This is a genomic window from Spirillospora sp. NPDC047418, assembly GCF_040643275.1.
In the GTDB taxonomy this organism is placed as follows: Bacteria; Actinomycetota; Actinomycetes; order Streptosporangiales; family Streptosporangiaceae; genus Spirillospora.
This window is the reverse complement of sequence record NZ_JBEYTW010000055.1, coordinates 1-25183: the sequence shown is the minus strand read 5'-3', so window position 1 is coordinate 25183 and position 25183 is coordinate 1. Positions and strand designations below refer to the sequence as shown.

The following is a 25183-nucleotide window of genomic DNA, read 5'->3' as shown; positions in this document are numbered from 1 at the left end:
CGATCAGCGGATGAAGACGGCGTAGTCGGCGACGTCGCCCGTCAGGGACGGCGGCAGCCCGGCGACGGCCGACAGCTCCTCGGCGGACACGAACCCGCCCGCCTCCTCCCGCACCCGCTCGATCTTCCCCGCCAGTTCCGGGGTGATGCCGGGCAGCAGCGTCAGCGCCTCCGCCGGGGCGTGGTTGACGTCGACGAGCCCGCCGTCGTTGTACTGGCGCGGCAGGTCGGGGCGCCCGATCCGCAGCTCCTTGGCGAGGCCGGGGTCGGCGGCGGCCAGCTCCCGCGCCTTGTCGCGCAGCAGCCGCTGCCGCTTGACCCGCTCCACCACCGCGTCGTTGTCGACCCCCGACAGCCCGTGCGGGTCGAACACGCGGCGGCGGATCAGGAACGCGTGCCCGCAGCCGACCACCGCGAGGACGAACAGCAGGACGCCGACCGTCCGCTCGGTGCCGTCGTCCTCGCCGATGCCGGGGAGCAGGTACATCGCCGCCGCGAACACGCCGAGGTACGCGGCCGTCGACACCATGAGGTGCAGGCTGCGCCGCCACAGCGCCGCCGCCGCGAACGTGAACGGCGTCGCGTAGCCGAGGGTCAGGAACGGGAGCGCCGCCCACGTCACGCTCAGCGCGGCCCGCCCCGGCGGCATGCTGTCGGACGGAACCCGCGGCTCGTACGGCGCTGGGGCGTTCATCTCTAGAGAGTCTCCCGGCCGGTAAGGGGGGCGAATCGGACCCTAGATCAACAGGAATGTCACGGCAGGGTGAGGATTTCGTGGCCGTCGTCGGTCACCAGCAGGGTGTGCTCGAACTGCGCCGTGCGCCTGCGGTCCTTGGTGACGACGGTCCAGCCGTCCGGCCACATGTCGTAGTCGTGGCTGCCGAGCGTCAGCATCGGCTCGATCGTGAACGTCATCCCCGGCTCGATGATCGTCGTGGCGTTCGGCTCGTCGTAGTGCGGGACGACCAGGCCGGAGTGGAACGTCGTGCCGATCCCGTGCCCGGTGAAGTCGCGGACGACCCCGTACCCGAACCGCTTGGCGTACGACTCGATGACCCGCCCGATCACGTTCAGCGCGCGTCCCGGCCTGACCGCGCGGATGCCGCGCATGGTCGCCTCGTGGGTGCGCTCCACCAGCAGCCGCGACTCCTCGTCGACGTCCCCGCACAGGAACGTCGCGTCGGTGTCGCCGTGCACGCCGTCGATGAAGGCGGTGATGTCGACGTTGATGATGTCGCCGTCGCGCAGGACGGTGTCGTCCGGGATGCCGTGGCAGATCACCTCGTTGATCGAGGTGCACAGCGACTTGGGGAACCCCCGGTATCCGAGCGTGGAGGGGTAGGCGCCGTGGTCGAGCATGTACTCGTGCCCGATCCGGTCGAGCTCGTCGGTGGTGATCCCCGGCCGGACGTGCCGGCCCACCTCCTGCAGCGCCCGCGCCGCGATCTTCCCGGCCACCCGCATCCGCTCGACGACCTCGGGCGTCTTGACGTCGGGCTCCCCGGTCTTCGGCCGCTTCTTCCCCACGTACTCCGGCCGCGGGATGCTCGAGGGGACCTTGCGCATCGGTGAAACGTGGCCGGGCCGGAGAAGCTGGGTCGTCATAGTGATGGAGTGTAGTCAGCGGGATCGGGGCAACGAATCCCGTGCGAGCGCGATCGAGAGGAGCGCCGATGGCGGACGATGACGGTGACTGGTGGTTCTGCCTGAAGCACATGAAGGTCGAGCACGGGGCGGGCTGCCCCGGCAAGGACCGCATGGGCCCGTACACGTCCGAAGGCGAGGCCGCGAACGCCCTCGAACTCGCCCGTGAGCGCAACGAGGCGTGGCGCAAGCGGAACGAGGACTAGCCGCGGGCCGGCCCCGCTAGTCGACGACGGGCCCCGACACGGTGTCGAGCAGCCTGGCGAGGCGGTGGCGGAGCCCGCGCGGACCCCGCGCGGGCTCCTGCCCGGCCGCCGCGCTGACGAGGTGCTGGGCGCCGTCGAACGACATGAGCGCCTCGCCCTTCGGGACGGTCAGCGCCTCGTGGGCGAGGCCCTGGAGCTCCCGGTCGCCGCCCTGCAGCGCGAGGACCGTGGCGCCGGTGCGGCGCGCGTTGTCGACCCGCTCCAGCAGCGGGGCGGGCGCGTCCTCCTCGGCGACGACGAACAGCGTCTCGCCGCGCCGCGCCGCCTCCAGCCGCTCCAGCCCGATCCGCAGGTGCGCGGGCGCGTTCGGCGGCGGCGTCCAGCGCACCAGCGTCGGCGCGAGGCCGGGCGCGCCGCCGAGCCGGCTCTCGTCGTCCAGGTGCGCCGCCAGGTGCCAGGGGTCGCCGCCGGGCGTGCCGACCAGCAGCAGCCCGCCGGGGGTCCGGGAGGTGGTGCGCAGCGCGCGGCCGAACTCCCCGGTCCGCTCCAGCCAGCCCGTCGTCGACAGGACTTCGCGCAACATGGTGATCTGCTCGGCGTCCACGGGCACCATGGTGCCGCACCGCAAGCCCTGATCAGGCCGTTTTCGGTGATGCGGGAGCCCGGGGGGCGGCCGCCCGGACCGGGTTTGGCAGACTCGGCCGCATGACTGAGCAGCAGCAGAAGACGCCCTACGACCTTCCCGACGTCGGCGGCCTGTCGATCGGCATCCTCGGCGGCACCGGCGACCAGGGCAAGGGGCTCGCGCGCCGGTTCGCGCTGGCCGGGCACACGGTGACGATCGGGTCGCGCAAGGCCGAGCGCGCCCAGGCCGCCGCCGGCGAGCTGGCCGCCGAGCGCACCGGCCTGCGGATCTCCGGCGCGGAGAACCCGGTCGCCGCCGGACGGTCGGACGTGGTGGTCGTCGCGGTCCCGTGGGACGGCCACAAGGCCACGCTGGAGTCGCTGCGCACCGAGCTGACCGGCAAGATCGTCGTGGACTGCGTGAACCCGCTCGGCTTCGAGAAGGGCAAGGGCGCGTTCGCGCTGCCGGTCGAGGAGGGCAGCGCGGCCCAGCAGGCCGCCGCCGTGCTGACCGAGAGCCGCGTCGTCGCCGCGTTCCACCACGTCTCCGCCAAGCTGCTGCTCGACCCCGGCGTGGACGAGATGGAGCTGGACGTCCTCGTCCTCGGCAACGACCGCGAGGCCACCGACCTCGTCCAGGCCCTCGCCGGCCGCATCCCCGGCATGCGCGGCGTCTACGGCGGCCGCCTGCACAACGCCCACCAGATCGAGGCGTTCACCGCGAACCTCATCTCCATGAACCGCCGCTACAAGGCCCACGCCGGGTTGCGCATCACCGACGTCTGATCGTTAGGCTCGGTCCGGTGCCGAGTTCGAACGATCCGGAGGCGGCGCGGCGCCCGCTCGTGCTGCTGCCCTCGCCCACGACGGGGCCGCTGCGCGCGGTGGCCAAGCGCGTCGGGGTCGCGCTGCTGCTGCTGTTCGCCGTGGTCGCCGCCGTGTACGCCGACCGCGACGGCTACCGCGACAGCGGCGGCGGGGACCTGTCGCTGCTGGACGCCTTCTACTACGCGACCGTCACCGTCTCCACGACCGGCTACGGCGACATCACTCCGGTGGGGGACGCGGCGCGGTTCGTCAACATCGTCTTCATCACCCCCGTGCGGGTGCTGTTCCTCATCGTCCTCGTGGGCACGACCCTGGAGGTACTGGCGGAACGCACCCGCGAGGACTGGCGCAAGTCACGCTGGAGGGCGCGCGTGCAGGACCACATCGTGGTGGCGGGCTACGGCACGAAGGGCCGCAGCGCCATCAAGACCCTGCTGAGCACCGGCGTCGAGCGCGGCTCCATCGTCGTCGTGGACCCGGACCCGCGCGTGGTCGCGGAGGCGGCCGAGGCCGGGTTCGTCAGCATCGTCGGGGACGCGACGCGCAGCTCGGTGCTGAAGCAGGCGGCGGTGCAGCGGGCCCGCGAGATCGTGGTGGCGAGCGCCCGCGACGACACCGCGGTGCTGATCACCCTCACCGCGCGGCAGCTGAACCCGCACGCCGGCATCCAGGCGTCGGTGCGCGAGTCGGAGAACGCCCCGCTGCTGCGGCAGTCGGGCGCCGACCGCGTGGTGACCTCGTCGGAGGCGGCGGGGCGGCTGCTCGGGATGTCCACCAGCCAGCCGAGCGTCAGCGCGGTCATCGAGGACCTCCTGGAGCAGGGCAGCGGCCTCGACCTGGTGGCGCGGGAGGTGCGCCCGGAGGAGGTCGGCGGGTCGCTCGGCGCGGTGCGCCAGCCGGCGCTCGCCGTCGTCCGGGACGGCCGGACGCTGCCGTTCGACCACCCCGAGTGCACGACGCTCGAATCCGGCGACCGGCTGATCGTGGTGCGCTCGTCGCCGCGGCTGCGCGCCGCGACCGAGGACGAGGCGCAGGACGGGGCCGGCGCGTCCGGCCGGTGACGCGGGAGGGCCCGGCCGCGTCCCCGCGGGTGCGGGGCGCGGCCGGGCCCGCGCGGCGGACTCAGCGGTAGGAGTGCTCGGCGGTGGGGAAGGCGCCGCCGACGACCTCGTCGGCGTAGCCGCGGGCGGCCTCGCCGAGCAGGGTGTTCAGGTCGGCGAACTTCTTCACGAACTTGGCGGTGTGCGGGGTGAGGCCCGCCATGTCCTGCCAGACGAGCACCTGCGCGTCGGTCCCGGCGCCGCCGCCGATGCCGATCGTCGGGATCGACAGCGACGAGGTGACGCGGGCGGCGAGGTCCGCGGGGACGCATTCGAGGACGACGGAGAACGCGCCGGCGGCCTCCAGGGCCTTGGCGTCCGCCATGAGCTCGTCGCCGTCCTGGCCGCGGCCCTGCACCCGGTAGCCGCCGAAGGCGTTCACCGACTGCGGGGTCAGGCCGAGGTGGCCCATGACCGGGATGCCGGCGGAGACCAGCGCCTCGACCTGCGCGATGACGCGGCGGCCGCCCTCCAGCTTGATCGCGTGCGCGCCCGCCTCCTTCATGAAGCGGGTGGCGGTCGTCAGCGCCTCGCCGACGCCCGTCTGGTACGAGCCGAACGGCAGGTCGGCGACGACCATGGCGCGCTTGGAGCCGCGGACGACGGCCGCGGTGAGCGGGATCAGCTCGTCCACGGTGACGGGGATGGTGGAGTCGTAGCCGTAGACGACCATCGCCGCCGAGTCGCCGACGAGCAGCACGGGGATGCCGGCCTCGTCGAAGACCCGCGCGGTGAGCGCGTCGTACGCGGTGAGCATCGGCCACTTCTCGTGCCGCTCCTTGGCGGCGGCGATGTCGCGTACGGTGACCCTGCGTCCGCTCGTACCGCCGTACAGTGCGGTCGGCTGCGCCGGGGGCATGGCAGAAGAAGACATGCGAGATCCTCCCGTCTTGAGGCGCCACGGTGGCGTACCCAGACAGCACCGATCGTGCCACTTGGAAAACGATTCGGGAACCCCCGCGATTCCCGGTCCGGCCGGGCCGGGAACAAGTTCCGAAACGATACCGTTGCGTATCGACATGGACCCCCAGACGATCCGGCGGCGCCGCTGGTACATCCTCGGCGTGCTGACCATGAGCCTGCTGGTGGTGGTGCTCGACAACACCATCCTCAACGTCGCGCTCAAGACCATCGCCGACCCGGAGAAGGGGCTCGGCGCGACGCAGAGCCAGCTCGAGTGGTCGATCAACTCCTACACGCTGGTCTTCGCCGGCCTGCTGTTCACCTTCGGCGTGATCGGCGACCGGATCGGGCGCAAGCGCGTGCTCATCGGCGGCATGGCGGTGTTCGCCGTCGCCTCGCTGGTGTCGGCCTACGCGCAGACCCCGGACCAGCTCATCTACGCCCGCGCCCTGATGGGCCTCGGCGGCGCCGCGGTCATGCCGCAGACGCTGTCGATCATCACCAACGTCTTCGAGCCGGCCGAGCGCGCCCGCGCCATCGGCATCTGGGCCGGCGCGGTCGGCCTCGGCGTCGCGATCGGCCCGCTCACCGGCGGCCTGCTGCTCGCCCACTTCTGGTGGGGCTCGGTCTTCCTCGTCAACGTGCCCGTCATCGCGGTCGGCGTCACGCTCATGGCGTTCCTGGTGCCCGAGTCGCGCAACCCCGAGCCCGGACGGCTCGACCCGCTCGGCGTCGTGCTGTCGGTCATCGGCCTGGTCGTCCTGTCGTACGGGATCATCCAGGGCGGCGAGAAGGGCGAGTGGCTGACGCCGTCCGTGGTCGGCCCCATCCTCGCGGGCGCCGCCGTCATCGCGCTGTTCGTCGCGCACGAGGCACGCTCCTCGTCCCCGGCGTTCGACGTCCGGCTGTTCCGGGACCCGCGGATGTCGGCCGCCGTCGCCTCCATCGCGCTGTGCTTCTTCGCGGCGAGCGGCGTGTTCTTCTTCGCCAACTTCTACATGCAGTCGGTGCGCGGGCTGACCCCGCTGGAGTCCGGCGCGATGGTGCTGCCGTTCGCGATCGCCCAGCTGGCGTTCGCGCCGCGCAGCGCCGAGATGGTCCGCCGCTTCGGCGCCAAGGCGGTCTGCACGACCGGCCTGCTGCTGGTCGCCGCCGCGCTGGCGAGCTACCGGTTCATCGGCACCGACACCCCGATGTGGATCCTCGGCGTGATCTTCTTCGTGCAGGGCACCGGGATGGCCAACGTCATGCCGCCCGCCACCGAGTCGGTCATGTCGGCGCTGCCCCGCGAGAAGGCGGGCGCCGGCTCGGCCATCAACAACGTCGCCCGGCAGGTCGCCGTCGCCATGGGCGTCGCCGTGCTCGGGTCCGTCGTCGCCTCCGTCTACCGCCGCGACCTGGACGCCGACCTGGCCGCGCTGCCCGCCGGCGCGCGGGAGGCCGCCGGCGAGTCCATCGAGGGCGCGCACGCGGTCGCGGCCCAGCTCGGCGCCGCCGGGCAGCGGCTCGCCGGGAACGCCGACATCGCGTTCGTCAACGCCATGCACACCGCGTCCGCCGCCGCGGCGGTCATCGCCGTCCTCGGCGCGCTGGTCGTCCTCAAGTGGATGCCCGGACGCGCCCAGCCCGCTCCCGCCGCCGGGGCCGACGCGCCGCGGCGGCCGGAGAAGGCGGGGGTGTGAGAGCGTGAGGGAACCATGACCGAGACCGGGCGGCGCGGCGGGCGGCCGCGCAGTGAGCGCGCCGAGAAGGCCATCATCGAGGCGGCCCTGGACCTCCTCGCCGAGGAGCCGGGGCTGGCGGGCCTGTCCATCGAGGCCGTCGCCGCCCGCGCCGGCGTCGGGAAGACGACCATCTACCGGCGCTGGCCCAGCAAGGACGCGCTGATCCTGGACGCGCTCGGCGCGGCGAAGGCGCCGCTGCCCGAGCCGTCCGGCGGATCCGTCCGGGACGACCTCGTCGAGCTGGCGCTCGCGCTGACCGACGAGCGCAAGAACCGGTACTCGCGGTGCTTCTGGAACGTCGCCGGCGGCGCGGAGCGGCATCCCGAGCTGTACGCCCGCTACAAGCGCGACATCATCGAGCCGCGCCGCGACATCGTCCGCCGGGTGCTGCGCCGCGGCGTCGAGAACGGGGAGCTGCGCGCCGGGCTCGACGTGGAGGTGGCGATGTCGATGCTGCTCGGCTCGCTGCTGCCGCGGCGGCCGCAGGAGACCGTCCCCGCCGGGCATGCCGAAGCCGTCGTCGACACCCTCATACGGGGCATCGGAACGGCCGCGCGGTGACGTCCAGACGACGCAACCCGGGCGATTTCGGCACGGTAACCGTGATCTTCTCCCCGCGCGGCGGTGTCATGCCCCATACTGTCGCTGGGTAGTGCTGAGACGACCGGCTGTCTGGAGCGCGTCAGGTGAGATCCGTCATGGCGCCGCGAGGCGATGCGCCCGCCACCGATTCTCCGTCCCGGACCCTGGTCCTGGGCATCGACGGTGCCAGGCGGATCGTGCAGTGCGGGCCGAACGCCCGGGCCGTCCTCGGCCGGGCCCCAGAGGACCTGATCGGCCGTCCCGCCACCGACCTGGTGGGGGACGAGGCCAAGGCCGAGCTGGAGGCCCTGCTGGAGGTCGGCGACCAGGAGCGCAACGGCGTGATGACCGTGCTGCGCGGCGACGGGGGGTCCGGCAACGCCCTCGTCACCGTGCAGCCGATGGTCGGCGGCGACGCGGGCGCCGCGCCCGCCGCGCTGCTGTTCGTCCGGGTCGAGCTGCCGCCGAGCGAGCGCTACCAGGACCCGGCCCTCATGCGCCGCGCGCTGATGGACGACCAGCTCACCCGGTTCGGCGCGTCCCTCGACCTCGACCAGTCCGCCCGCGGCCTCGTCGACGTCGTCGTCCCGCACTACTGCAACGCCGCGTCCGTGCTGGTGCTGGAGAGCCTGGTCGCCTCCGACGAGGTGCACAGCGAGTCGGGCTCGGCGGTGCTGCGCCGCATAGCGGTCACCTCCGACGACGGCAACCCGGCGTGGACGTCCACGTTCCCCGTCGGCGAGGTGCTCGTCTTCCCCGAGGGCACTCCCTACCGGGAGGTCATGGAGACGGCCCGGCCCGTCCACCTGCCGCACATCACGCTGGACGCGGCCAGCGAGATCGGCCGGCTGTGGCGGCGCGGACCGGCCGGCGAGCTGCTGTCGGACGTGTCGATGGTGCTGCTGCCGATGATCGCCCGCGACACCCTGCTCGGCTTCATCGCCTGCACCCGCGTCCCCGGCTTCCGCAAGTTCGACGCCTACGACGTCGAGATCGGCATGGAGTTCGCGACCCGCGCCGCGATCGTCATCGACAACGCCCGCAAGTTCAGCCGCGAGCGCTCCACCGCCCTCGCGCTGCAGCGCAGCCTGCTGCCGCTGCGGCTGTCGGCGCCGTCCTCGGTCGAGGTCCGGCACCGGTACCTGCCCGGCAGCAAGCTCGTCGAGGTCGGCGGCGACTGGTACGAGTCCATAGCGCTGCCCGGCGCCCGCGTCGCCCTGATCGTCGGGGACGTCGCCGGGCACGGCGTCCGCGCCGCCGTCACCATGGGCCGGCTGCGCACCGCGCTGCACACCCTCGCGAACCTGGAACTGCCGCCCGCCGACGCGCTGCACGTCATGCACGAGCTGATGATCGAGCTCGGCGAGCAGGAGCCGCACTTCGCGACCTGCGTGTACGCGGTGTACGACGCGACGACCGGCACGATCGAGATCGCCTCCGCCGGGCACCTGCCGCCGCTGCTGGCGAGCCCCGCGGGCGACAACGAGTACCTGCAGGTCCCGCCGGCCCCGCCGCTCGGCGTCGCGGGCGGCGCCGCCATCGAGAGCCGCGAGTTCACCGTCGAGGACGGCAGCCTCTTCGTCATCTACACCGACGGCCTCGTCGAGAACCGGGGCCGCGACATCGACGACGGCCTCGCCCGGCTGCAGAAGATCTTCGGCCCCGACTCGGTCGACCGCCCCATGGAGGACCTCGCCAAGGCGACCCTCGCCGGCGTCTACGCCGACCAGCACCGCGACGACATCGCCGTCCTCATCGCCCGGCTGCGCCGCCTCCCCGAGGACCGCTACGCCTCCTGGACGCTGCCCGCCGACCCGGCCGCCGTCCGCCGCGCCCGCGGCCTCGTCAGCTCCAAGCTGGCGGAGTGGGGCCTGGACGACCTCGACTACACCACCGAGCTGCTCGCCTCCGAGCTCATCACCAACGCGCTCCGCTACGCGCCCGGCCCCATCGTGCTGCGCCTCCTGCTGGAGCGCACCCTCGTCTGCGAGGTGCTGGACCGGTCCGCCGCGCTGCCCCGCCTCCGCCGCGCCGAGGACGACGACGAGAACGGCCGCGGCCTCCTCGTCGTCAGCCAGCTCGCGCACCGCTGGGGCACCCGCCGCACCGCCGCCGGCAAGGTCGTGTGGTGCGAGCAGATCGTCCCCGGCATCGACCCCGACGCCTCCGAACAGGTCCCCGCCTGGCCCGAGGAGGCCTGGCCGGGCGAGAACCACCACCGGGGCTGAGACCCGCTACCTCTCGCGCCACCGGTTGGTGATGGGGAGGCGGCGGTCGCGGCCGAAGTTCTTCGGGGTGATCTTCGGGCCCGGCGGGTACTGGCGGCGCTTGTACTCGGCCAGGTCGACCAGGCGGATGGCGCGGTCGACCAGGTCCGGGTCGTGGCCGGCGCCGATCAGGGCCTCGCGGCCCATGTCGCGTTCGACGTAGTCGGCGAGGATCGGGTCGAGGACCGTGTACTCGGGGAGGGTGTCGCGGTCGCGCTGGTCGGGGCGGAGTTCGGCGGACGGCTCCTTGACGATGATCGCCTCGGGGACGGGCTCCTGCGCGAACGGGTGCAGGAACGGCAGGTCGACGCCCGCCCGGGTGTTGCGCCAGCGGGCGAGGTCCCAGACGGTGAGCTTGAAGACGTCCTTGATGGGGGCGAAGCCGCCGGCGGAGTCGCCGTAGAGGGTGGAGTAGCCGGTGGCGAGCTCGCTCTTGTTGCCGCCGGTCAGCACGAGGTGGCCGTGCTCGTTGGACAGGGCCATCCAGACGTTGGCGCGGATGCGGGCCTGGAGGTTCTCGGCGGCGAGGCCGTGCAGGTCGAGGTGCTTCTCGAACGCCTCCACCATGTCGGCGATGGGGACGATGCTCGAGTTGAGGCCCTGGCGCTTGACGAGGTCCTCGGCGTCCACGACGGAGCCCTCGGAGGAGTAGCGGCTCGGGAGCAGGACGGCGTGCACGTTCTCCGGGCCGATCGCGTCGGCGGCGATGGTGGCGACGAGCGCGGAGTCGATGCCGCCGGACAGCCCGAGGACGACCGAGCGGAAGCCGTTCTTGCGGACGTAGTCGCGGGTGCCGAGGACCAGGGCCGCGTAGATCTCGGCGAGGTCGTCCATGGGCTCGGCGGCGGTCTGCGGCAGCACCGGGTAGGCCGGCAGCGGGTCCGCGGTGAGGACGTGCCGGTCGATGGTGATCGTGGTGCCGTCCCGGGCGTCGACGGGCGTGCGGCCGGTTTCGGCGGACGCGGCGGCGGGCAGCGCGAGGTCGGCGACGAGGAGGTGCTCGGTGAACTGCGGCGCGCGGGCGAGAGGGGTGCCGTCGGGGCCGACGATGACCGAGTCGCCGTCGAAGACGAGTTCGTCCTGGCCGCCGACCATGTTGACGTAGGCGAGGGCGCAGCCCGCCTCGCGGGCCCGTTCGGCGCACAGGTCGAGGCGGACGTCGTCCTTGTTGCGCTCGTAGGGGGACGCGTTGATGGACAGCAGCAGGCCGGCGCCGGACGTGGAGGTGACGCTGACCGGGCCGCCGTCCTGCCAGAGGTCCTCGCAGATGACGGTGGCGACGTCGACGCCGTGGACGCGGACGACCGGCAGCCGGTCGCCGCGCACGAAGATGCGGTACTCGTCGAAGACGCCGTAGTTCGGGAGGTGGTGCTTCGCGGAGCGGACCAGCACCTCGCCGCCGTGCAGCCACGCGGCGGCGTCCAGCGGCGCCCCGGCGGGCTGCCCGGAGCGGACCAGGCCGACCGTGCGGCGGTCCAGGTAGCCGGTGACGACCGGCAGGTCGCCGAGGCCCTCGTCGGCGAGCCGGCGGGCGAGCCGGTCCAGGGCCCGCCGGCACGCCTCGACGAAGGACGCGCGGAGCGCGAGGTCCTCGACCGGGTAGCCGGTCAGCATCATCTCGGGGAAGGCGACCAGGTGCGCGCCCGCGTCGGCGGCGCGCCGGCTCCATTCCACGATCAGGTCGGCGTTGCCGTCGAGGTCGCCGACGGTCGGGTTCACCTGCGCGAGCGCGATCCTGAGCTGTGCCACCCTCCCAGGGTAGAACGCCGGAGGCGGTTTCGTCACTTTGACGAGAAGTGCGCGTCGAGCGCGAGGGCCCGCCGGCGCCTGATCGCGGGGGCCAGGGCGAGCTGTGCGCCCGCCGCGACCAGGGCCAGTGCCGCGCAGGTCAGCCACAGCACGGAGGCCCCGCCGGTGCCGAGCAGCTGGGTGCCGCCGAGCGGCGCCAGCAGGAAGCCGCCCGACCACGCCATCCCGTAGAGGCCGCCGTACCGGCCGCGCAGGTCCGCGGGCGCGAGGTCGGCGACGACCGCCTGCAGGACGGACGCCGCCGTGATCTCCCCGAGCGTCCACACCAGGATCGTCGCCGTATAGGCGAGGACGGTCGAGGCCAGCGAGGTGAGCCCGTAGCCGATCCCGACCAGGATGAATCCGGCGACCATCACCAGGCTGTGGTCGCGCCGGGCCAGCCACGCGTTCACCAGCGGCTGGACGATGATGATCAGCACGCCGTTCGCGGCGATGGCGAGGCCGTACGCCTGCGGGCCGAGGCCGTCCTCCTTCATGGCGAGCGGCATCGTCGTCATGCCCTGCATCAGCACGAACGTGTACACGAGGGTGACCAGCACGTAGCCGACCATGACCCGGTCGCGCAGGGCGCGCCCGAACCCGCCGCGGTTCCCGGACCGGGCGTCCCGCGACCGCGTCTCCGGGATCGCCCGCCATACCAGCACCCCGAACCCGGCGCAGGTGAGCGCGTCGATCCAGAACAGCCACAGGAAGCCCTGCTGCGCGAGCGTCCCGCCGAGCACCATCGCGACCGCCCAGCCGAGATTGATCGCCCAGAACAGCAGCCCGAACGCGCGCGGGCGGTCGGCGGGGGAGATGATGTCGGCCACCATCGCCTGCGCCGCGGGCCGGTACATGTCCAGCAGGACGCCGAGCAGCAGCGCCGCCGCGACGATCGCGGCGATCCCCTGCGCGTAGCCGAGCGCGAGCATCGCCGCGCCGGTGCCGACGGTCGCGAGCGTCAGCGTCGGGCGCCGGCCGAGCCGGTCGGCGAGCAGGCCGCCGGCGATCTGGCCGCCGAGCGAGCCCGCGCCGAGCACCGCCATCACCACGCCCGCCTGCGCCAGCGACAGCCCCCGCATCGTCGTCAGGTAGAGCCCGAGGAACGGCTCGACCATGGTGCCGAGCCGGTTGAGCAGGGTCCCCGCCCACAGCACCCAGAACGGCCGCGGGAACCCGCCGACGCGCGGGTGCAGGAACGCCGCGATCCCGCCCCGCCCGGGCGCGGCGGGAGGGTCTTCCAGAGTGGTCACCCGCCCGATCGTGGGGCGTCCGCCGCGCGGGCGGTAATCATTTAGCCTGGACTAAATGATCGAGTTCGTGTTCGCGCCGGACGACGTGGCCCGCGTCCGGTTCGCGTTCTCGCCGCTGTGGGAGATGGTGCGCAGCCTGCGGGTCCTGGCCGACCCGTCCGGCCACGCCCTGCACCTGCCGTGGGCGCGCACCGTCCGGCCGCGGCTGCGCGGGCTCGGCCTGGAGCCGCTGTTCGCGGTCGTCCCGCCGGCCGGCTACATCCCGGACTTCCTGACCCCGCCGCCGCGGACCCCGCTGCCCGACATCGGCGCCGAACTGGCGGTCGTGCGGGCGACGCCGCCCGCGGTCGTCGCCGCCGAACTGCGCTGGACCGAGCGCGGGAACCGGCCGGGACCGGCCCGGCTGGCCCTGGCCGCCGACCCCGCGCGCACCCTGGAGCGGCTCGCCGGCCTGCTCGAACGGTACTGGGAGGTCGCGGTGGAGCCGTTCTGGCCGCGCGTCCGCGACCTGCTGGAGGGGGAGGTCGTGCGCCGCGCCGGCGCGCTCGCCGCCGAAGGGGCCGCCGGGGTCTTCGGAGACCTGCACGAGGCGGTGTCCTGGCGCGACGGGACGCTGACCGTCGACCGGCGCTGGAGCTTTCGCGGCGAACCGGCCGGACGCGGGATGCTGCTCGTCCCGAGCGCGTTCGTGTGGCCGAACGTGTCGGTGATGGTGCCGCCCTACCAGCCGATGCTCAGCTATCCGCCGCGCGGCGTGGCGACGCTCTGGGAGAGCGGCCGCCCGGCCGAGCCGAGGGCGGACGCCCTCGCCGCGCTCATCGGCCGGCGCCGCGCCGAACTGCTCGCCGCGCTGGCCCGGCCCGCCTCGACGACCGACCTGGCCCGGCGGCTCGGCGTGACGGCCGGCGCGGTCAGCCAGCACCTCGGCGTCCTGCGCGCGTGCGGCCTCGTCACCGGGCACCGCATGGGCCGCCGAGTCCTCTACGTCCGCACCCCGTCCGGCGACACCCTCGCCGACGGCTAAAGCCCCACCGACTCCGTTGACCTGCGGCGTGTTGTTGTTATGAGCGCGTCGAAAACAACAACACGCCGCAGATCAACGTTGTGGTGGCCCTTTGTGGACGGTGCGTCAGCGGAGTGAGGCGAGTGCGTCCAGGCGCAGCGGGCCGGTGCCGGGCGCCGACTCCCGCTCGTAGCGGCCGGACTCGGCGAGCCAGTCGAGGTGGGCGCGCGGCGTGTCCAGCAGCACCTTCACGACCTGCGCGGCGGCGGCGCGCTGCGCGACGGTCAGCTCCAGCCGGTCCAGCATCTCCGGCAGCCGCCGCGCCGCCGCCCACGCCTCCTCCAGCCGGTCGACGATCTTCTCGGTGACCGCGGCGGCGGCCTGCGCGGCGTCGAGCCCGCGGGTGCGGGCGAGCACGGCGGGCAGGTCGTGGACGTCGCCGCGGGCCGACTCCAGGTCGTGCGAGGCGAGGTCGTTGGACCAGGCCACGACGTCGGCGACGCCGTCGGCGAGGGTCTTCCAGCGGGGCGTGCGCAGCAGCCGCGCCGGCAGTTCGACGCCGAGGACCGGTTCGACCAGGTCGTACATGAACGGCCCGCACGCGCGGCGGCGCAGCGGCGCGTACTCCGCCTCCGTCGGGACGTGCCGGATCCGGCGGTTGACCGACTCCTCGGCGCACCCGTCCCGGTGCGACTCCAGTTGCAGCATGAACCTGCGCCGCCAGTCGCGGCTCATGTGCCTGGACGTGGCGTGCCACAGCTCCACCAGCGCGGCCTCCAGCGGCCGCGCGCCCGGCCGGGCGTGGCCGCGCCGCATCGCGCGCAGCAGGTCGTCGTACAGGGCGTGCACGGCGCTGCCGCTGTCGGCGAGCGGCGGATGGTCCATGGTGTCGTCGAGCGCGAGCGTCCAGACCAGCCAGCGCGCGAGCAGGTCCACCCCGGCGAGGTCGGCGGACGGCAGGACGCGGGCGGCGAGCCGTTCGCAGCGGGCCCGGCCGAGCGGCGAGGTGTCCGGGTCCCCGAGCACGAGGCCCCGGCCGCGGGCCCAGGTCTCCACCTGCGCGCACAGCCGCCACGACTCCGGGTGCATGGCCGACGGGGTCGCCAGCGCGGGCACCCGGTCGCTCATCGAGAGAAGAAGAGAGATGTCCACGACCCTGTTCACGCTAATGATCACTTCGTCGAGCGACCATGATCGCCACGTCAATTTCCGGGAAACGGATCTCTGGGGGCGGTCATGTCCGTCCCGTCCGGTCGCCCCTGCCGGGGGCGGGCGCGGCGTGCGATAGTTCGGTGATCAGCAACACGCTCAAACAGGAGGAAAAGTGTCCAGAGGGACCGTGCGATGGGCACTGGGCGCCGGCCTGGCGGCCCTGGCGCTGACGGCGACCGCGTGCGGCGGCGACGACGGCGCCACCGTGCAGGGCGTGAAGCTCGTCGAGAAGGGCGCGCTGACGTCCTGCACCCATCTGCCCTACCCGCCGTTCCAGTCGGAGGACAAGAAGTCGGGCAAGGTCGTCGGCTTCGACGTGGACATCATCGACCTGGTCGCCAAGAAGCTCGGCGTCACGCAGAAGGTCGTGGACACCCCCTTCGAGACGATGAAGACCGGGGCGGCGCTGAACGCGGGCAAGTGCGACATCCAGATGGGCGGCATGACGATCAAGCCCGACCGGGTGAAGTTCATGGACGTCTCCGACCCGTACTTCGACGCCACCCAGTCGCTGATGGCGAAGAAGGGCAGCGGCGTCACCTCGCTGGAGGACGTCAAGGCCAAGAAGCTGAAGCTGGGCTCCCAGGCGAGCACGACCGGTGAGGACTACGTCAAGGACAAGGGCTTCGACCCGCGCTCGTTCGACAACTCCAACGCCGAGCTGAACGGGCTGCGCACCGGCCAGGTCGACGTGATCGTCCAGGACGACCCGGTCGTCAAGGGCTGGCTGAAGGACCCGGCGAACTCGGCCTACGAGATCGTCGTGAACCTGAACACCGGCGAGCAGTACGGCATGTGGATGCGCAAGGACCACAACCCGGCGCTGGTGAAGCTCACCAACGAGGTCATCGCGCAGGCGAAGTCGGACGGCACCTACAAGAAGATCTACGAGAAGTGGATCGGTCCGATGCCCGCGGGCGCCGGCGGCGGCTCGTGACCGCGGAACCGATCAAGGCGGCGGCGCCGGGCGGGCTGTCCCGCCGGCGCCGCCGGCAGCTGTCGCTCGGCGGGCAGTACGGCCTCTTCGCGCTGGTCGTGGTCGCGGTCGTGCTGCTCGCCGACTGGCCCACCCTGCGGCTCAACTTCGCGAACTGGGACGTCGCGAAGGACCTGTTCCCCGACGTCATCACGGTCGGGCTGCGCAACACGGCCGTGTACACCGTCACCGGCTTCGGGATCGGCCTGGTGCTCGGCCTCGTCATCGCGCTGATGCGGCTGTCGTCGGTCGCGCCCTACCGGTGGTTCGCCGCCGGGTTCATCGAGGTCTTCCGCGGCCTCCCGCTGCTGCTGATCTTCATCTTCATCAGCGTCGGCGTGCCGCTGGCCTTCGGCACCACCGTGCCGGGCGGCGCGGTCGGGCAGACCGGCCTGGCCCTCGGCCTGACGGCGGGCGCCTACATGGCCGAGACCATCCGGGCCGGCATCGAGGCCGTCCCGAAGGGCCAGATGGAGGCGGCGCGCTCGCTCGGCATGTCGCATGCCCGCGCGATGCGGTCGATCATTATCCCGCAGGCGTTTCGGATCATCATCCCTCCGCTCACCAACCAGCTGGTGCTGCTCTGCAAGGACTCCTCGCTGGTGCTGTTCCTCGGCATCACCCTGGAGCAGCGGGAGCTGACGAAATTCGGCCGCGACCTGGCGGGCCAGGTCGGCAACACGACCCCGATCATCGTGGCCGGGATCTGCTATCTGATCATCACGATCCCGCTGAGCCTGCTGGCCCGGCGGCTGGAGGCGCGGCAGCGCAGGGGGCAGCGATGACGACCCTCGACACGCGAACGAACGCGATCGAGATCACCGGGCTGCGCAAGTCGTTCGGGACGAACGAGGTGCTGCGCGGCATCGACTTCCATGTCGAGCCGGGCGAGGTCGTGTGCGTGATCGGCCCGTCCGGTTCCGGCAAGTCGACGCTGCTGCGCTGCGTCAACCTGCTGGAGGAGCCGTCGGCGGGGACGATCCGGGTCGCCGGCGCCGACGTCACCGACCCGGAGGTGGACATCGACGCCGTTCGCCGCCGGATCGGCATGGTGTTCCAGTCGTTCAACCTGTTCCCGCACCTGACGGCCCTCGGCAACGTGATGATCGCGCAGCGGAAGGTGCTGAAGCGGGACAAGGCGGAGGCCGAGAAGATCGCGCGGGAGAACCTGGAGCGGGTCGGGCTGGCCGACAAGGTCGGCTCCTATCCGGCGCAGCTGTCGGGCGGGCAGCAGCAGCGCGTGGCGATCGCCCGCGCGCTCGCGATGGGCCCGGAGGTGATGCTGTTCGACGAGCCGACGTCCGCCCTCGACCCCGAACTGGTCGGCGACGTCCTCGGCGTGATGCGCTCGCTCGCCGAGGCGGGGATGACCATGCTCGTCGTCACCCACGAGATGAGCTTCGCGCGGGAGGTCGCCGACCGGGTGGTGTTCATGGACGGCGGCGTGGTCGTCGAGGAGGGCCCGCCGCAGCAGGTGATCGCCGATCCGGCGCACGAGCGGACCAGGGCGTTCCTGTCCCGCGTCCTCGATCCGGCCGCCGCGCGGATCGGGGAGGGTGACTAGTCGGATATCTTCCCGTCAGCGGGAAAGGCCGGACGTAACGTCGTGGTAACAGCGACCGGGCATACTGCGAGGTAGCCGGACCGTCTCTCGCGGCCGGCATGCGTCCCCCGCCCCGATGACACCGGCAGGGCAGTACCGAGGGAGAAGGCTTTGGAGCGTCAGCAGGAGTTCGTGCTCCGCACGCTGGAGGAGCGCGACATCCGCTTCATCCGGCTGTGGTTCACCGACGTGCTCGGGTTCCTGAAGTCGGTGGCCGTCGCCCCCGCCGAGCTGGAGGGCGCGTTCGGCGAGGGCATCGGCTTCGACGGGTCGGCGATCGAGGGCTTCGCGCGGGTGTACGAGGCCGACATGATCGCCAAGCCCGATCCGGCCACCTTCCAGGTGCTGCCCTGGCGCTCGGAGTCCCCGGGCGTGGGCCGGATGTTCTGCGACATCCTCATGCCCGACGGGACGCCGAGCTTCGCCGACCCCCGCTACGTGCTGAAGCGCGCGCTGGGCCGGGCCGCCGACCTCGGGTTCACCTTCTACACCCATCCCGAGATCGAGTTCTTCCTGCTCAACAACAAGCCCGAGGACGGCAGCGAGCCCGAGCCCGCCGACTCCGGCGGCTACTTCGACCACACCCCGCACAGCGCCGCGCACGACTTCCGGCGCAACGCGATCATGATGCTGGAGGCGATGGGCATCTCGGTGGAGTACAGCCACCACGAGGGCGCCCCGGGCCAGCAGGAGATCGACCTCCGGTACGCCGACGCGCTCACCACCGCCGACAACATCATGACGTTCCGGCTGGTGATGAAGGAGGTCGCGCTGGAGCAGGGCGTGCACGCGTCCTTCATGCCGAAGCCGTTCACCGAGCACCCCGGCTCGGGCATGCACACCCACATGTCGCTGTTCGAGGGCGACCGCAACGCCTTCTACGAGCCGGGCGCGGAGTTCAAGCTGTCCAAGGTCGGGCGGGCGTTCATCGCGGGGCTGCTGCGGCACTCCGCGGAGATCACCGCGGTGTGCAACCAGTGGGTCAACTCCTACAAGCGGCTGTGGGGCAACGTCGGCTCGGCCGCCGGCGCCGGGGGAGAGGCCCCGTCCTACATCTGCTGGGGGCACAACAACCGGTCGGCGCTCGTCCGCGTCCCGATGTACAAGCCGCACAAGGGCCACTCGACCCGCATCGAGTTCCGGTCGCTGGACACGGCCGCGAACCCCTACCTGGCGTTCGCGGCGATCCTCGGCGCCGGGCTGAAGGGCATCGAGGAGGGCTACGAGCTGCCGCCGGGCGCCGAGGACGACGTGTGGGCGCTGACCGTCGCCGAGCGGCGCGCCCTCGGCATCGAGCCGCTGCCGCAGGACCTCGACGACGCGATCCACGCGATGGAGCGCAGCGAGCTGATGGCGGACGTCCTCGGCGAGCACGTGTTCGACTTCTTCCTGCGCAACAAGAGGCAGGAGTGGGAGGACTACCGCCGCCAGGTGACCGAGTTCGAGCGCAGGCGCCTCCTGGCGGTCCTCTAACGGCCGGGCTCCGCTCGGCGCCCTCTGCCGGGCTACGGTTGGCGGTGTGACCGAGTCGCGGACGCCCGAACGCCGTTCCTCTCTCGCCGGGCGCCTCGCGCGGCTCGGCTTCACCGACGCGGCGCGCGCCGAGTGGCTGCTGCGGGACGCCGAGCGCGGCACCGGGTCGCGGCCCGCCGACGACCTCCTCGACGCGCTCGGCGGTACTGCCGACCCCGACCTCGCGCTGGACGGGCTGCTGCGCCTCCTCGCGTCCGCCGACGAGCACGGCGTCGGCGGCGAGCTGCGCGGGGCCCTGGCCGCCGAGCCGGGGACGCGGGAGCGGCTGACGGCCGTGCTCGGGGTGAGCGCCGCGCTCGGCGACCACCTGGCCCGGCACCCGGACCACTGGCGGGTGCTGCGCGACGGCCCGGCCGCCCCGGCCGGGGACCCCCGCGCCGAACTGCTGACCGCGGTGGGCGCCGACCTGTCCGCCGGGGAGCCGGTGGCCGGGGGCGACGGCGCGCTCGCCGCGCTCCGCGTCGCCTACCGCCGGCGGCTGCTCGCGCTGGCCGGCCGCGACCTGATCGGGTCGGCGGACGTCGCCGAGGTCGCCGCCGAGCTGGCCGACCTCGCCGCCGCCGCGCTGGAGGCGGGCCTGGCGATCGCCCGCGCCGGCGTCCCCGAGCACGGGACGTGCCGGCTCGCCGTGATCGGCATGGGCAAGGCCGGGGGCCGCGAGCTGAATTACGTGAGCGACGTCGACGTGATCTTCGTGGCGGAAGCGCGGGACGGGCAGGACGAGGACGTGGCGCTGCGCACCGCGACCCGGCTGGCGTCGGCGATGATGCGGGCGTGCTCGGCCAGTACCGAGGAGGGCGCGCTGTGGGAGGTCGACGCGGCGCTGCGCCCCGAGGGCAAGGCCGGGCCGCTGGTGCGGACCCTGGCCAGCCACCGCGCCTACTACGAGCGGTGGGCCAAGACGTGGGAGTTTCAGGCGCTGCTGAAGGCCCGTCCCCTCGCCGGGGACGCCGACCTCGGCGCCCGCTATCTCGACATGGTCACCCCGATCGTGTGGAAGGCCGCCGAGGGCGAGAGCTTCGTCGAGGACGTCCAGGCGATGCGGCGCCGCGTCGAGACGGACCTGGACCGGCGCACCGCCGACGCCGAGCGGCAGCTCAAGCTCGGGCCGGGCGGGCTGCGCGACGTGGAGTTCTCGGTGCAGCTGCTCCAGCTCGTGCACGGCCGCGCCGACGAGACCCTGCGGGACCGGGCCACCCTGGACGCGCTGGACGCCCTGTCGAGGGGCGGCTACGTCGGGCGCGACGACGCGGCGGTGCTGACGTCGGCGTACCGGTTCCTGCGGCGGGTGGAGCACCTCGTCCAGCTGCACCGGCTGCGCCGCACCCATCTCGTCCCGGACGACGCGGACGGCCTGCGCCGCCTCGGCCGGGCGCTCGGGCTGCGCACCGACCCGGTGGGGGAGTTCACCGCGCTGTGGCGGCGGCACGCGCGGGAGGTCCGCCGCATCCACGAGAAGCTGTTCTACCGGCCGCTGCTGCGGGCCGTGGCGCGGCTGCCGGGGGAGGAGGCGCGGCTCACGCCCGAGGCCGCCCGGACCCGGCTGGAGGCGCTCGGCTACGCCGACCCGGCGGGCGCGCTGCGGCACATCGAGGCGCTGAGCTCGGGGGTGTCGCGGCGTGCGGCGATCCAGCGGACGCTGCTGCCGGTGATGCTCGGCTGGTTCGCCGACGCCCCCGACCCGGACGCGGGCCTGCTCGGGTTCCGGCAGGTCAGCGACGCGCTCGGCACCACGCCCTGGTACCTGCGGCTGCTGCGCGACGAGGTGACGGTCGCCGAGCGGATGGCGTGGGTGCTCGGCTCCAGCCGCTACGCCACCGACCTGCTGCTGCGCGCCCCCGAGGCGGTCGCGCTGCTCGGCGGCGAGGGCGATCTGGCCCCGCGCCCGGAGGAGGCGCTGCGCGCCGAGGCGCTGGCGGCGGTCCGGCGGTACGGGGGCTCCGCCGGAGCGTCCGGGGGGCCGTCCCTCCGGCAGGACACCGGCGAGGGGGGCCGGTCGGCGGAGGAGGCCGTCGGGGTGGTGCGCGGGCTGCGGCGCCGGGAGCTGTTCCGGGTGGCGGTGGCCGACCTGCTCGGCCTGACCGATGTCCGGACGGTCGGGGACGCCCTGACCGGCATCGCCACCGTCACGATCGAGGCCGCGCTGGCGGCGGCCGTGCACAAGGTCGAGCTGGCGGCGGGGGCGCCGCTGCCGACCCGGACGGCGGTCGTCGCGATGGGCCGGTTCGGCGGGCACGAGCTCGGCTACGGCAGCGACGCCGACGTCATGTTCGTGCACGATCCGCTGCCCGGCGCGGACGAGGCGGCCGCCGGGCGCGCCGCGCACGCCGTCGCCGAGGAGCTGCGCCGGCTGCTGGCGCTGCCCGCCCCCGACCCGCCGCTGGTGATCGACCCGAACCTGCGCCCGGAGGGCCGGCAGGGGCCGCTGGTGCGCACCCTCGCGTCCTATGCCGCCTACTACGCCCGCTGGTCGGAGCCGTGGGAGGCGCAGGCGCTGCTGCGCGCCGACCCGCTGATCGGCGACGCGGGGCTGCGCGACCGGTTCCGCGCGCTGATCGACCCGGTCCGCTGGCCGGAGGGCGGCATCGGCGAGGACGCCGTCCGGCAGATCCGCCGGCTGAAGGCGCGGATGGAGTCCGAGCGGCTGCCGCGCGGCGTCGAGCGGCGGCTGCACACCAAGCTCGGGCCGGGCGGTCTCGCCGACGTCGAGTGGGTCGCGCAGATCCTCCAGCTCAGGCACGCGCACGAGGTCCCGGGGCTGCGCACCACCCGCACGCTGGACGCGCTGGACGCCGCGGTGCGGGCCCGGCTCCTGGACGCCGCCGACGCCGAGGTCCTCGCCGAGGCGTGGTGCCTGGCCACCCGCATCAGGGGCGCGATCATGCTGGTGCGGGGCCGCGCGTCCGACCTGCTGCCGACCGACCACCACCGGGAGCGCAGCGCCGTCACCCGCGTCCTCGGCTACCCCGGGCCGGGGGACCTGCTGGAGGACTACCGCCGCCACACCCGCCGTGCGCGGGCCGTCGTCGACCGCGTGTTCTACGGCGCCGAGTAGCACTCGGGGCCCGCCGAATACCACACCACCGGGGGCGGCGACGTACTACCAGGGTCGTACGTACCGCCGGGGTCGTACGCCGGTCAGGGCCGGCCGGCCCGGCAGGGCGCGGCGGCGGACCCGGCCCCCGAGCGGCTCGCGGTGCGCCCGCCGCGCTGCGCGAGCCGGTGGGTGATGCGGGCCCGCGCGATGAGGATCGGCACGGGACAGCGCATGTAGAGCAGCCACGACACGGTCAGCGCGCCGCCGATCAGCGCCATCCCGGCCACCGCGTCCAGCACGTAGTGGTTGGCGGTCGACAAGATCACGAACACGGTCGTCGCGGGGTACAGCGCGCCGAGGGCCTTGGCCCACAGCGGCGTCGCCAGCCTGACCAGGATGATCCCGCACCACAGCGACCAGCCGGCGTGCATGGACGGCATCGCCGCGTACTGGTTGGTGAGGCTTCCGGACGCGTCGCTGGCGTACAGGCCGAGCGAGTGCAGCGCGGTCACCGGGTCGACGAAGCCCTCGCTGTGCAGGAACCGCGGCGGGGCGAGCGGGTACAGCCAGAAGCCGATCAGCGCCACCCCGGTGGCGATCATGATGGACGCGCGCAGCCACCGGTAGTGCTGCGGCCGGTAGCGGTACAGCCAGACGACGACGCCGAGCGTCACGATGAAGTGCATCGTGGCGTAGAAGATGTTGGCGGTCCGGGCGAGCCACGGCACGGCCAGCAGCGTGTGGTTGAGGTTCAGCTCGACGTCCAGCCCCAGGTCGCGCTCCAGGCGCAGGATCTCTTCCGCGTGGGCGAACGCCGGGCCCGTGCCGTCCTGAACCAGCACGACGCGCGTCAGCGTATATCCGGTGTAGAAGAGGACCACCAGCAGGAGCTCGCGCCAGACCGGGGGCGCGGTGAGCACCCGGTGCCGCATCCGCGTGGCGGCCTGGCCTCTGCGGGCTGCTGGGGGGGCGGGTTGAGCCATGCTACCTATCTTTGCCTCAGGGCCCCCTGAATGAGATCACCGCAATGAATGGTCTTCATCTCAGCCTTGAGTAGTACGACCCTGATGCGGTATCCGGACTTTCGGGGGAGGGCCTTGGGGACGCCCGGCGGTTCCTCCCGCGCTTCCCTCCTCGTGCGGAGCCTATGGAGTTGATCAGGAGTCAGCATAGGAGGCCCTGGGTAGGTCCCGATCGCCCCCCGTGACACGAACGGAGGGACGAATGGCCAGGTATCGGGCCATACCCGGCATTGCACTGGTGTCCGCCGCGGCGCTGGCCGTTTCCGGTCTGATCTCCCTCCCGGGAATGACGGGGCAGGGGCGCACGACCGCCGGCGTCCCCCGCGCCGCGCTCGGCACGCCTCCGCCGCCCGCCGCGCCGCCGCTCGTCCCGCCTCCCGCCGCGCCGCCGCGGTGGAAGCGCTGCACGGGCCTGCCCTCCCCGCCGCCGGGCGGGAAACGGCCGGCCGGTGTCCGGTGCGCGACGCTCCGGGTGCCGCTCGACTACTCCCGGCCGTCCGGCGCGAAGATCGGCATCGCCCTCATCAGGGTGCCGGCGACCGACCGGCGGCACCGCATCGGCTCGCTGCTGTTCAACTTCGGCGGCCCCGGCGGCGCGGGCGTCGACGCCCTCGCCCAGGTCGCCGGGCAGTACGCCGCCCTCCGCACCCGGTACGACCTGATCGGCTTCGACCCCCGCGGCGTCGGGCGCAGCAGCGCCGTGCGGTGCGTGGACGGCCGGCGCATGGACGAACTCGCCGCCATGGACGACAGCCCCGACACCGGCGCCGAGCAGACCGCCTACACCGAGGCCCGCGCCGGCTACGCGCGCGGCTGCGCGGCCCGCTCCGGCGGCCTGCTGCCCCACGTCGGCACCGTGAACGCCGCCCGCGACATGGAGATGATCCGCGTCGCGCTCGGCGAGGAGAAGCTGCGCTACTTCGGCATCTCCTACGGCACCTGGCTCGGCGGCGTCTACGCCCACCAGTTCCCCGGCAGCGTCGGCCGGGCCGTCCTCGACGGCGCCGTGGACACCCGGATCGGCGGCGCCGACCTCGCCCTCCAGCAGGCGGCCGCGTTCCAGCGCGCCCTCGGCGACTTCGCCGCGGCCTGCGCCCGGCTCGGGCGCGAGTCCTGCCCGCTCGGGGCCGACGGCCCGTCGGTCACCGCGTCCGTCGGCCGGATCCTCGCCGGGCTCGACCGGAGGCCGCTGGCCACCTCGTCCGGCCGCGAGCTCACGCAGAGCCTCGGCACGGCCGGCGTCGCCGCGGCGCTGTACTCCCGCGACGCCTGGCCGTACCTCGCGCAGGGCCTGGTGGACGCGGTGAAGCGCCGCGACGGATCGCTGCTGCTGATGCTCGCCGACGTCCAGAACGGCCGCGCCGAGGACGGGACGTACAGCAACCTGTCCGCCGCCAACACCGCCATCACCTGCGCGGACACCGCCGACCGCTACACGCCCGCCGACGTCCGCCGGCTGCTGCCGAAGTTCCGCAACGCCTCGCCGGTCTTCGGCGCGTCGATGGCGTGGAGCCTGCTGCAGTGCACCGGCTGGCCCGCGCGGGACGACGGCGCGGCCCGCGAGGTGTCCGCCCCGTCCGCCGCGCCGATCCTCGTCGTCGGCAACACCGGCGACCCCGCCACCCCGTACGCGTGGGCGCCGGCCCTGGTACGCGAACTCGGCGGGCAGGCCGTACTCCTCACCCTCAACGGCGAGGGCCACGGCGCCTACGACACCGGGGATCCGTGCATCCGCAAGGCCGTCGACGCCTACCTCCTACAGGGCCGCCTCCCCGCGCCGTCCACGACCTGCGGCTAGACCAGCCGCGTTGACCTGCGGCGTGGTGTTTTTTTTGGGGGGGCGGGATTAAAAAAAACTCCCCCCGAAAAGAAGGTGTGT

Annotated in this window: 21 protein-coding genes; 13 read left to right on the top strand and 8 right to left on the bottom strand. The window is 73.3% G+C overall.

All coding sequences use genetic code 11. The features are described 5' to 3' along the window. Positions 1-3 precede the first annotated feature (3 nt). Together ABZ806_RS28740 and map are read right to left on the bottom strand one after the other, a co-directional pair. On the bottom strand, positions 4-693 hold the full coding sequence (locus tag ABZ806_RS28740) for a ComEA family DNA-binding protein (protein ID WP_500220531.1): 690 nt from the start codon (positions 691-693) through the stop codon (positions 4-6). Between the two features lie 59 nt (positions 694-752). Beyond that, entirely contained in the window at positions 753-1604 is an 852-nt protein-coding gene (map, locus tag ABZ806_RS28735; protein ID WP_500220530.1) for a type I methionyl aminopeptidase, read from the bottom strand. Between the two features lie 68 nt (positions 1605-1672). Here map and ABZ806_RS28730 point away from each other — a divergent pair, with 68 nt between their 5' ends. Continuing rightward, complete coding sequence (locus ABZ806_RS28730; RefSeq protein ID WP_500220529.1) at positions 1673-1849, top strand: hypothetical protein; 177 nt, start codon at positions 1673-1675, stop codon at positions 1847-1849. 16 nt (positions 1850-1865) lie between these two features. Here the strand turns inward: ABZ806_RS28730 and ABZ806_RS28725 are convergent, their stop codons facing one another. Beyond that, positions 1866-2462 carry a hypothetical protein gene (locus tag ABZ806_RS28725; RefSeq protein ID WP_500220528.1) on the bottom strand — a complete coding sequence of 199 codons (597 nt, stop codon included), beginning with the start codon at positions 2460-2462 and terminating at the stop codon, positions 1866-1868. A 92-nt stretch (positions 2463-2554) separates the two neighbouring features. On the opposite strand from ABZ806_RS28725, the gene npdG reads away from it, so the two are divergent. Together npdG and ABZ806_RS28715 are read left to right on the top strand one after the other, a co-directional pair. Next, the gene (gene npdG, locus ABZ806_RS28720; protein ID WP_500220527.1) at positions 2555-3259 is read left to right on the top strand and encodes an NADPH-dependent F420 reductase; all 705 of its coding nucleotides are present in this window, start codon (positions 2555-2557) and stop codon (positions 3257-3259) included. Positions 3260-3276: 17 nt separating this feature from the next. After that, entirely contained in the window at positions 3277-4362 is a 1086-nt protein-coding gene (locus ABZ806_RS28715) for a potassium channel family protein (RefSeq protein ID WP_500220526.1), read from the top strand. A gap of 61 nt (positions 4363-4423) precedes the next feature. Here ABZ806_RS28715 and panB read toward each other — a convergent pair whose 3' ends face one another. After that, positions 4424-5275, bottom strand: coding sequence for a 3-methyl-2-oxobutanoate hydroxymethyltransferase (panB, locus tag ABZ806_RS28710; protein ID WP_500220525.1), 852 nt, complete (start codon positions 5273-5275; stop codon positions 4424-4426). Positions 5276-5420: 145 nt separating this feature from the next. On the opposite strand from panB, the gene ABZ806_RS28705 reads away from it, so the two are divergent. The 3 genes from ABZ806_RS28705 to ABZ806_RS28695 all read left to right on the top strand — a co-directional run bounded on the left by ABZ806_RS28705 (position 5421) and on the right by ABZ806_RS28695 (position 9838). After that, positions 5421-6986, top strand: coding sequence for an MFS transporter (locus ABZ806_RS28705; protein ID WP_500220524.1), 1566 nt, complete (start codon positions 5421-5423; stop codon positions 6984-6986). 15 nt (positions 6987-7001) lie between these two features. Continuing rightward, on the top strand, positions 7002-7589 hold the full coding sequence (locus ABZ806_RS28700; RefSeq protein ID WP_500220523.1) for a TetR/AcrR family transcriptional regulator: 588 nt from the start codon (positions 7002-7004) through the stop codon (positions 7587-7589). 125 nt (positions 7590-7714) lie between these two features. After that, positions 7715-9838, top strand: coding sequence for a SpoIIE family protein phosphatase (locus tag ABZ806_RS28695; protein WP_500220522.1), 2124 nt, complete (start codon positions 7715-7717; stop codon positions 9836-9838). A gap of 6 nt (positions 9839-9844) precedes the next feature. Here ABZ806_RS28695 and ABZ806_RS28690 read toward each other — a convergent pair whose 3' ends face one another. Both ABZ806_RS28690 and ABZ806_RS28685 read right to left on the bottom strand, forming a co-directional pair. Beyond that, positions 9845-11626, bottom strand: coding sequence for an NAD+ synthase (locus ABZ806_RS28690; RefSeq protein WP_500220521.1), 1782 nt, complete (start codon positions 11624-11626; stop codon positions 9845-9847). Between the two features lie 32 nt (positions 11627-11658). Next, the gene (locus ABZ806_RS28685) at positions 11659-12918 is read right to left on the bottom strand and encodes an MDR family MFS transporter (RefSeq protein WP_500220520.1); all 1260 of its coding nucleotides are present in this window, start codon (positions 12916-12918) and stop codon (positions 11659-11661) included. A gap of 55 nt (positions 12919-12973) precedes the next feature. On the opposite strand from ABZ806_RS28685, the gene ABZ806_RS28680 reads away from it, so the two are divergent. Beyond that, positions 12974-13942 carry an ArsR/SmtB family transcription factor gene (locus tag ABZ806_RS28680; RefSeq protein ID WP_500220519.1) on the top strand — a complete coding sequence of 323 codons (969 nt, stop codon included), beginning with the start codon at positions 12974-12976 and terminating at the stop codon, positions 13940-13942. 105 nt (positions 13943-14047) lie between these two features. Here the strand turns inward: ABZ806_RS28680 and ABZ806_RS28675 are convergent, their stop codons facing one another. Beyond that, positions 14048-15049 carry a terpene synthase family protein gene (locus ABZ806_RS28675; RefSeq protein ID WP_500220518.1) on the bottom strand — a complete coding sequence of 334 codons (1002 nt, stop codon included), beginning with the start codon at positions 15047-15049 and terminating at the stop codon, positions 14048-14050. A 196-nt stretch (positions 15050-15245) separates the two neighbouring features. Between ABZ806_RS28675 and ABZ806_RS28670 the strand changes: the two genes are divergently transcribed. From ABZ806_RS28670 to ABZ806_RS28650, 5 genes are all read left to right on the top strand, one after another. Next, positions 15246-16070, top strand: coding sequence for a transporter substrate-binding domain-containing protein (locus tag ABZ806_RS28670; RefSeq protein WP_500220517.1), 825 nt, complete (start codon positions 15246-15248; stop codon positions 16068-16070). Next, a complete protein-coding gene (locus ABZ806_RS28665) occupies positions 16028-16894 on the top strand; it encodes an amino acid ABC transporter permease (protein WP_500220516.1) in 867 nt (288 codons plus the stop codon). The genes ABZ806_RS28670 and ABZ806_RS28665 overlap by 43 nt, the downstream gene beginning before the upstream one ends. Continuing rightward, a complete protein-coding gene (locus tag ABZ806_RS28660; RefSeq protein ID WP_500220515.1) occupies positions 16891-17673 on the top strand; it encodes an amino acid ABC transporter ATP-binding protein in 783 nt (260 codons plus the stop codon). The genes ABZ806_RS28665 and ABZ806_RS28660 overlap by 4 nt, the downstream gene beginning before the upstream one ends. Before the next feature lie 150 nt (positions 17674-17823). Then, entirely contained in the window at positions 17824-19185 is a 1362-nt protein-coding gene (gene glnA2, locus ABZ806_RS28655; RefSeq protein WP_500220514.1) for a gamma-glutamylpolyamine synthetase GlnA2, read from the top strand. Between the two features lie 46 nt (positions 19186-19231). After that, positions 19232-22300: a bifunctional [glutamine synthetase] adenylyltransferase/[glutamine synthetase]-adenylyl-L-tyrosine phosphorylase gene (locus tag ABZ806_RS28650; RefSeq protein ID WP_500220513.1), complete on the top strand. Its 3069-nt coding sequence runs from the start codon at positions 19232-19234 to the stop codon at positions 22298-22300. Between the two features lie 83 nt (positions 22301-22383). On the opposite strand, the gene ABZ806_RS28645 is transcribed toward ABZ806_RS28650, so the two are convergent. Next, the gene (locus tag ABZ806_RS28645) at positions 22384-23265 is read right to left on the bottom strand and encodes a phosphatase PAP2 family protein (protein WP_500220512.1); all 882 of its coding nucleotides are present in this window, start codon (positions 23263-23265) and stop codon (positions 22384-22386) included. Between the two features lie 241 nt (positions 23266-23506). On the opposite strand from ABZ806_RS28645, the gene ABZ806_RS28640 reads away from it, so the two are divergent. Then, on the top strand, positions 23507-25102 hold the full coding sequence (locus tag ABZ806_RS28640; protein WP_500220511.1) for an alpha/beta hydrolase: 1596 nt from the start codon (positions 23507-23509) through the stop codon (positions 25100-25102). Positions 25103-25183 lie beyond the last annotated feature (81 nt).

Coding starts and splice junctions, on each gene's coding strand:
- ABZ806_RS28730 (WP_500220529.1), top strand. CDS start 1,673: ATGGCGGACGATGACGGTGACTGGTGGTTCTGCCTGAAGCACATGAAG.
- ABZ806_RS28725 (WP_500220528.1), bottom strand. CDS start 2,462: ATGGTGCCCGTGGACGCCGAGCAGATCACCATGTTGCGCGAAGTCCTG.
- map (WP_500220530.1), bottom strand. CDS start 1,604: ATGACGACCCAGCTTCTCCGGCCCGGCCACGTTTCACCGATGCGCAAG.
- ABZ806_RS28700 (WP_500220523.1), top strand. CDS start 7,002: ATGACCGAGACCGGGCGGCGCGGCGGGCGGCCGCGCAGTGAGCGCGCC.
- panB (WP_500220525.1), bottom strand. CDS start 5,275: ATGTCTTCTTCTGCCATGCCCCCGGCGCAGCCGACCGCACTGTACGGC.
- npdG (WP_500220527.1), top strand. CDS start 2,555: ATGACTGAGCAGCAGCAGAAGACGCCCTACGACCTTCCCGACGTCGGC.
- ABZ806_RS28645 (WP_500220512.1), bottom strand. CDS start 23,265: ATGGCTCAACCCGCCCCCCCAGCAGCCCGCAGAGGCCAGGCCGCCACG.
- ABZ806_RS28675 (WP_500220518.1), bottom strand. CDS start 15,049: ATGAGCGACCGGGTGCCCGCGCTGGCGACCCCGTCGGCCATGCACCCG.
- ABZ806_RS28680 (WP_500220519.1), top strand. CDS start 12,974: ATGATCGAGTTCGTGTTCGCGCCGGACGACGTGGCCCGCGTCCGGTTC.
- ABZ806_RS28660 (WP_500220515.1), top strand. CDS start 16,891: ATGACGACCCTCGACACGCGAACGAACGCGATCGAGATCACCGGGCTG.
- ABZ806_RS28640 (WP_500220511.1), top strand. CDS start 23,507: ATGGCCAGGTATCGGGCCATACCCGGCATTGCACTGGTGTCCGCCGCG.
- ABZ806_RS28740 (WP_500220531.1), bottom strand. CDS start 693: ATGAACGCCCCAGCGCCGTACGAGCCGCGGGTTCCGTCCGACAGCATG.
- ABZ806_RS28705 (WP_500220524.1), top strand. CDS start 5,421: ATGGACCCCCAGACGATCCGGCGGCGCCGCTGGTACATCCTCGGCGTG.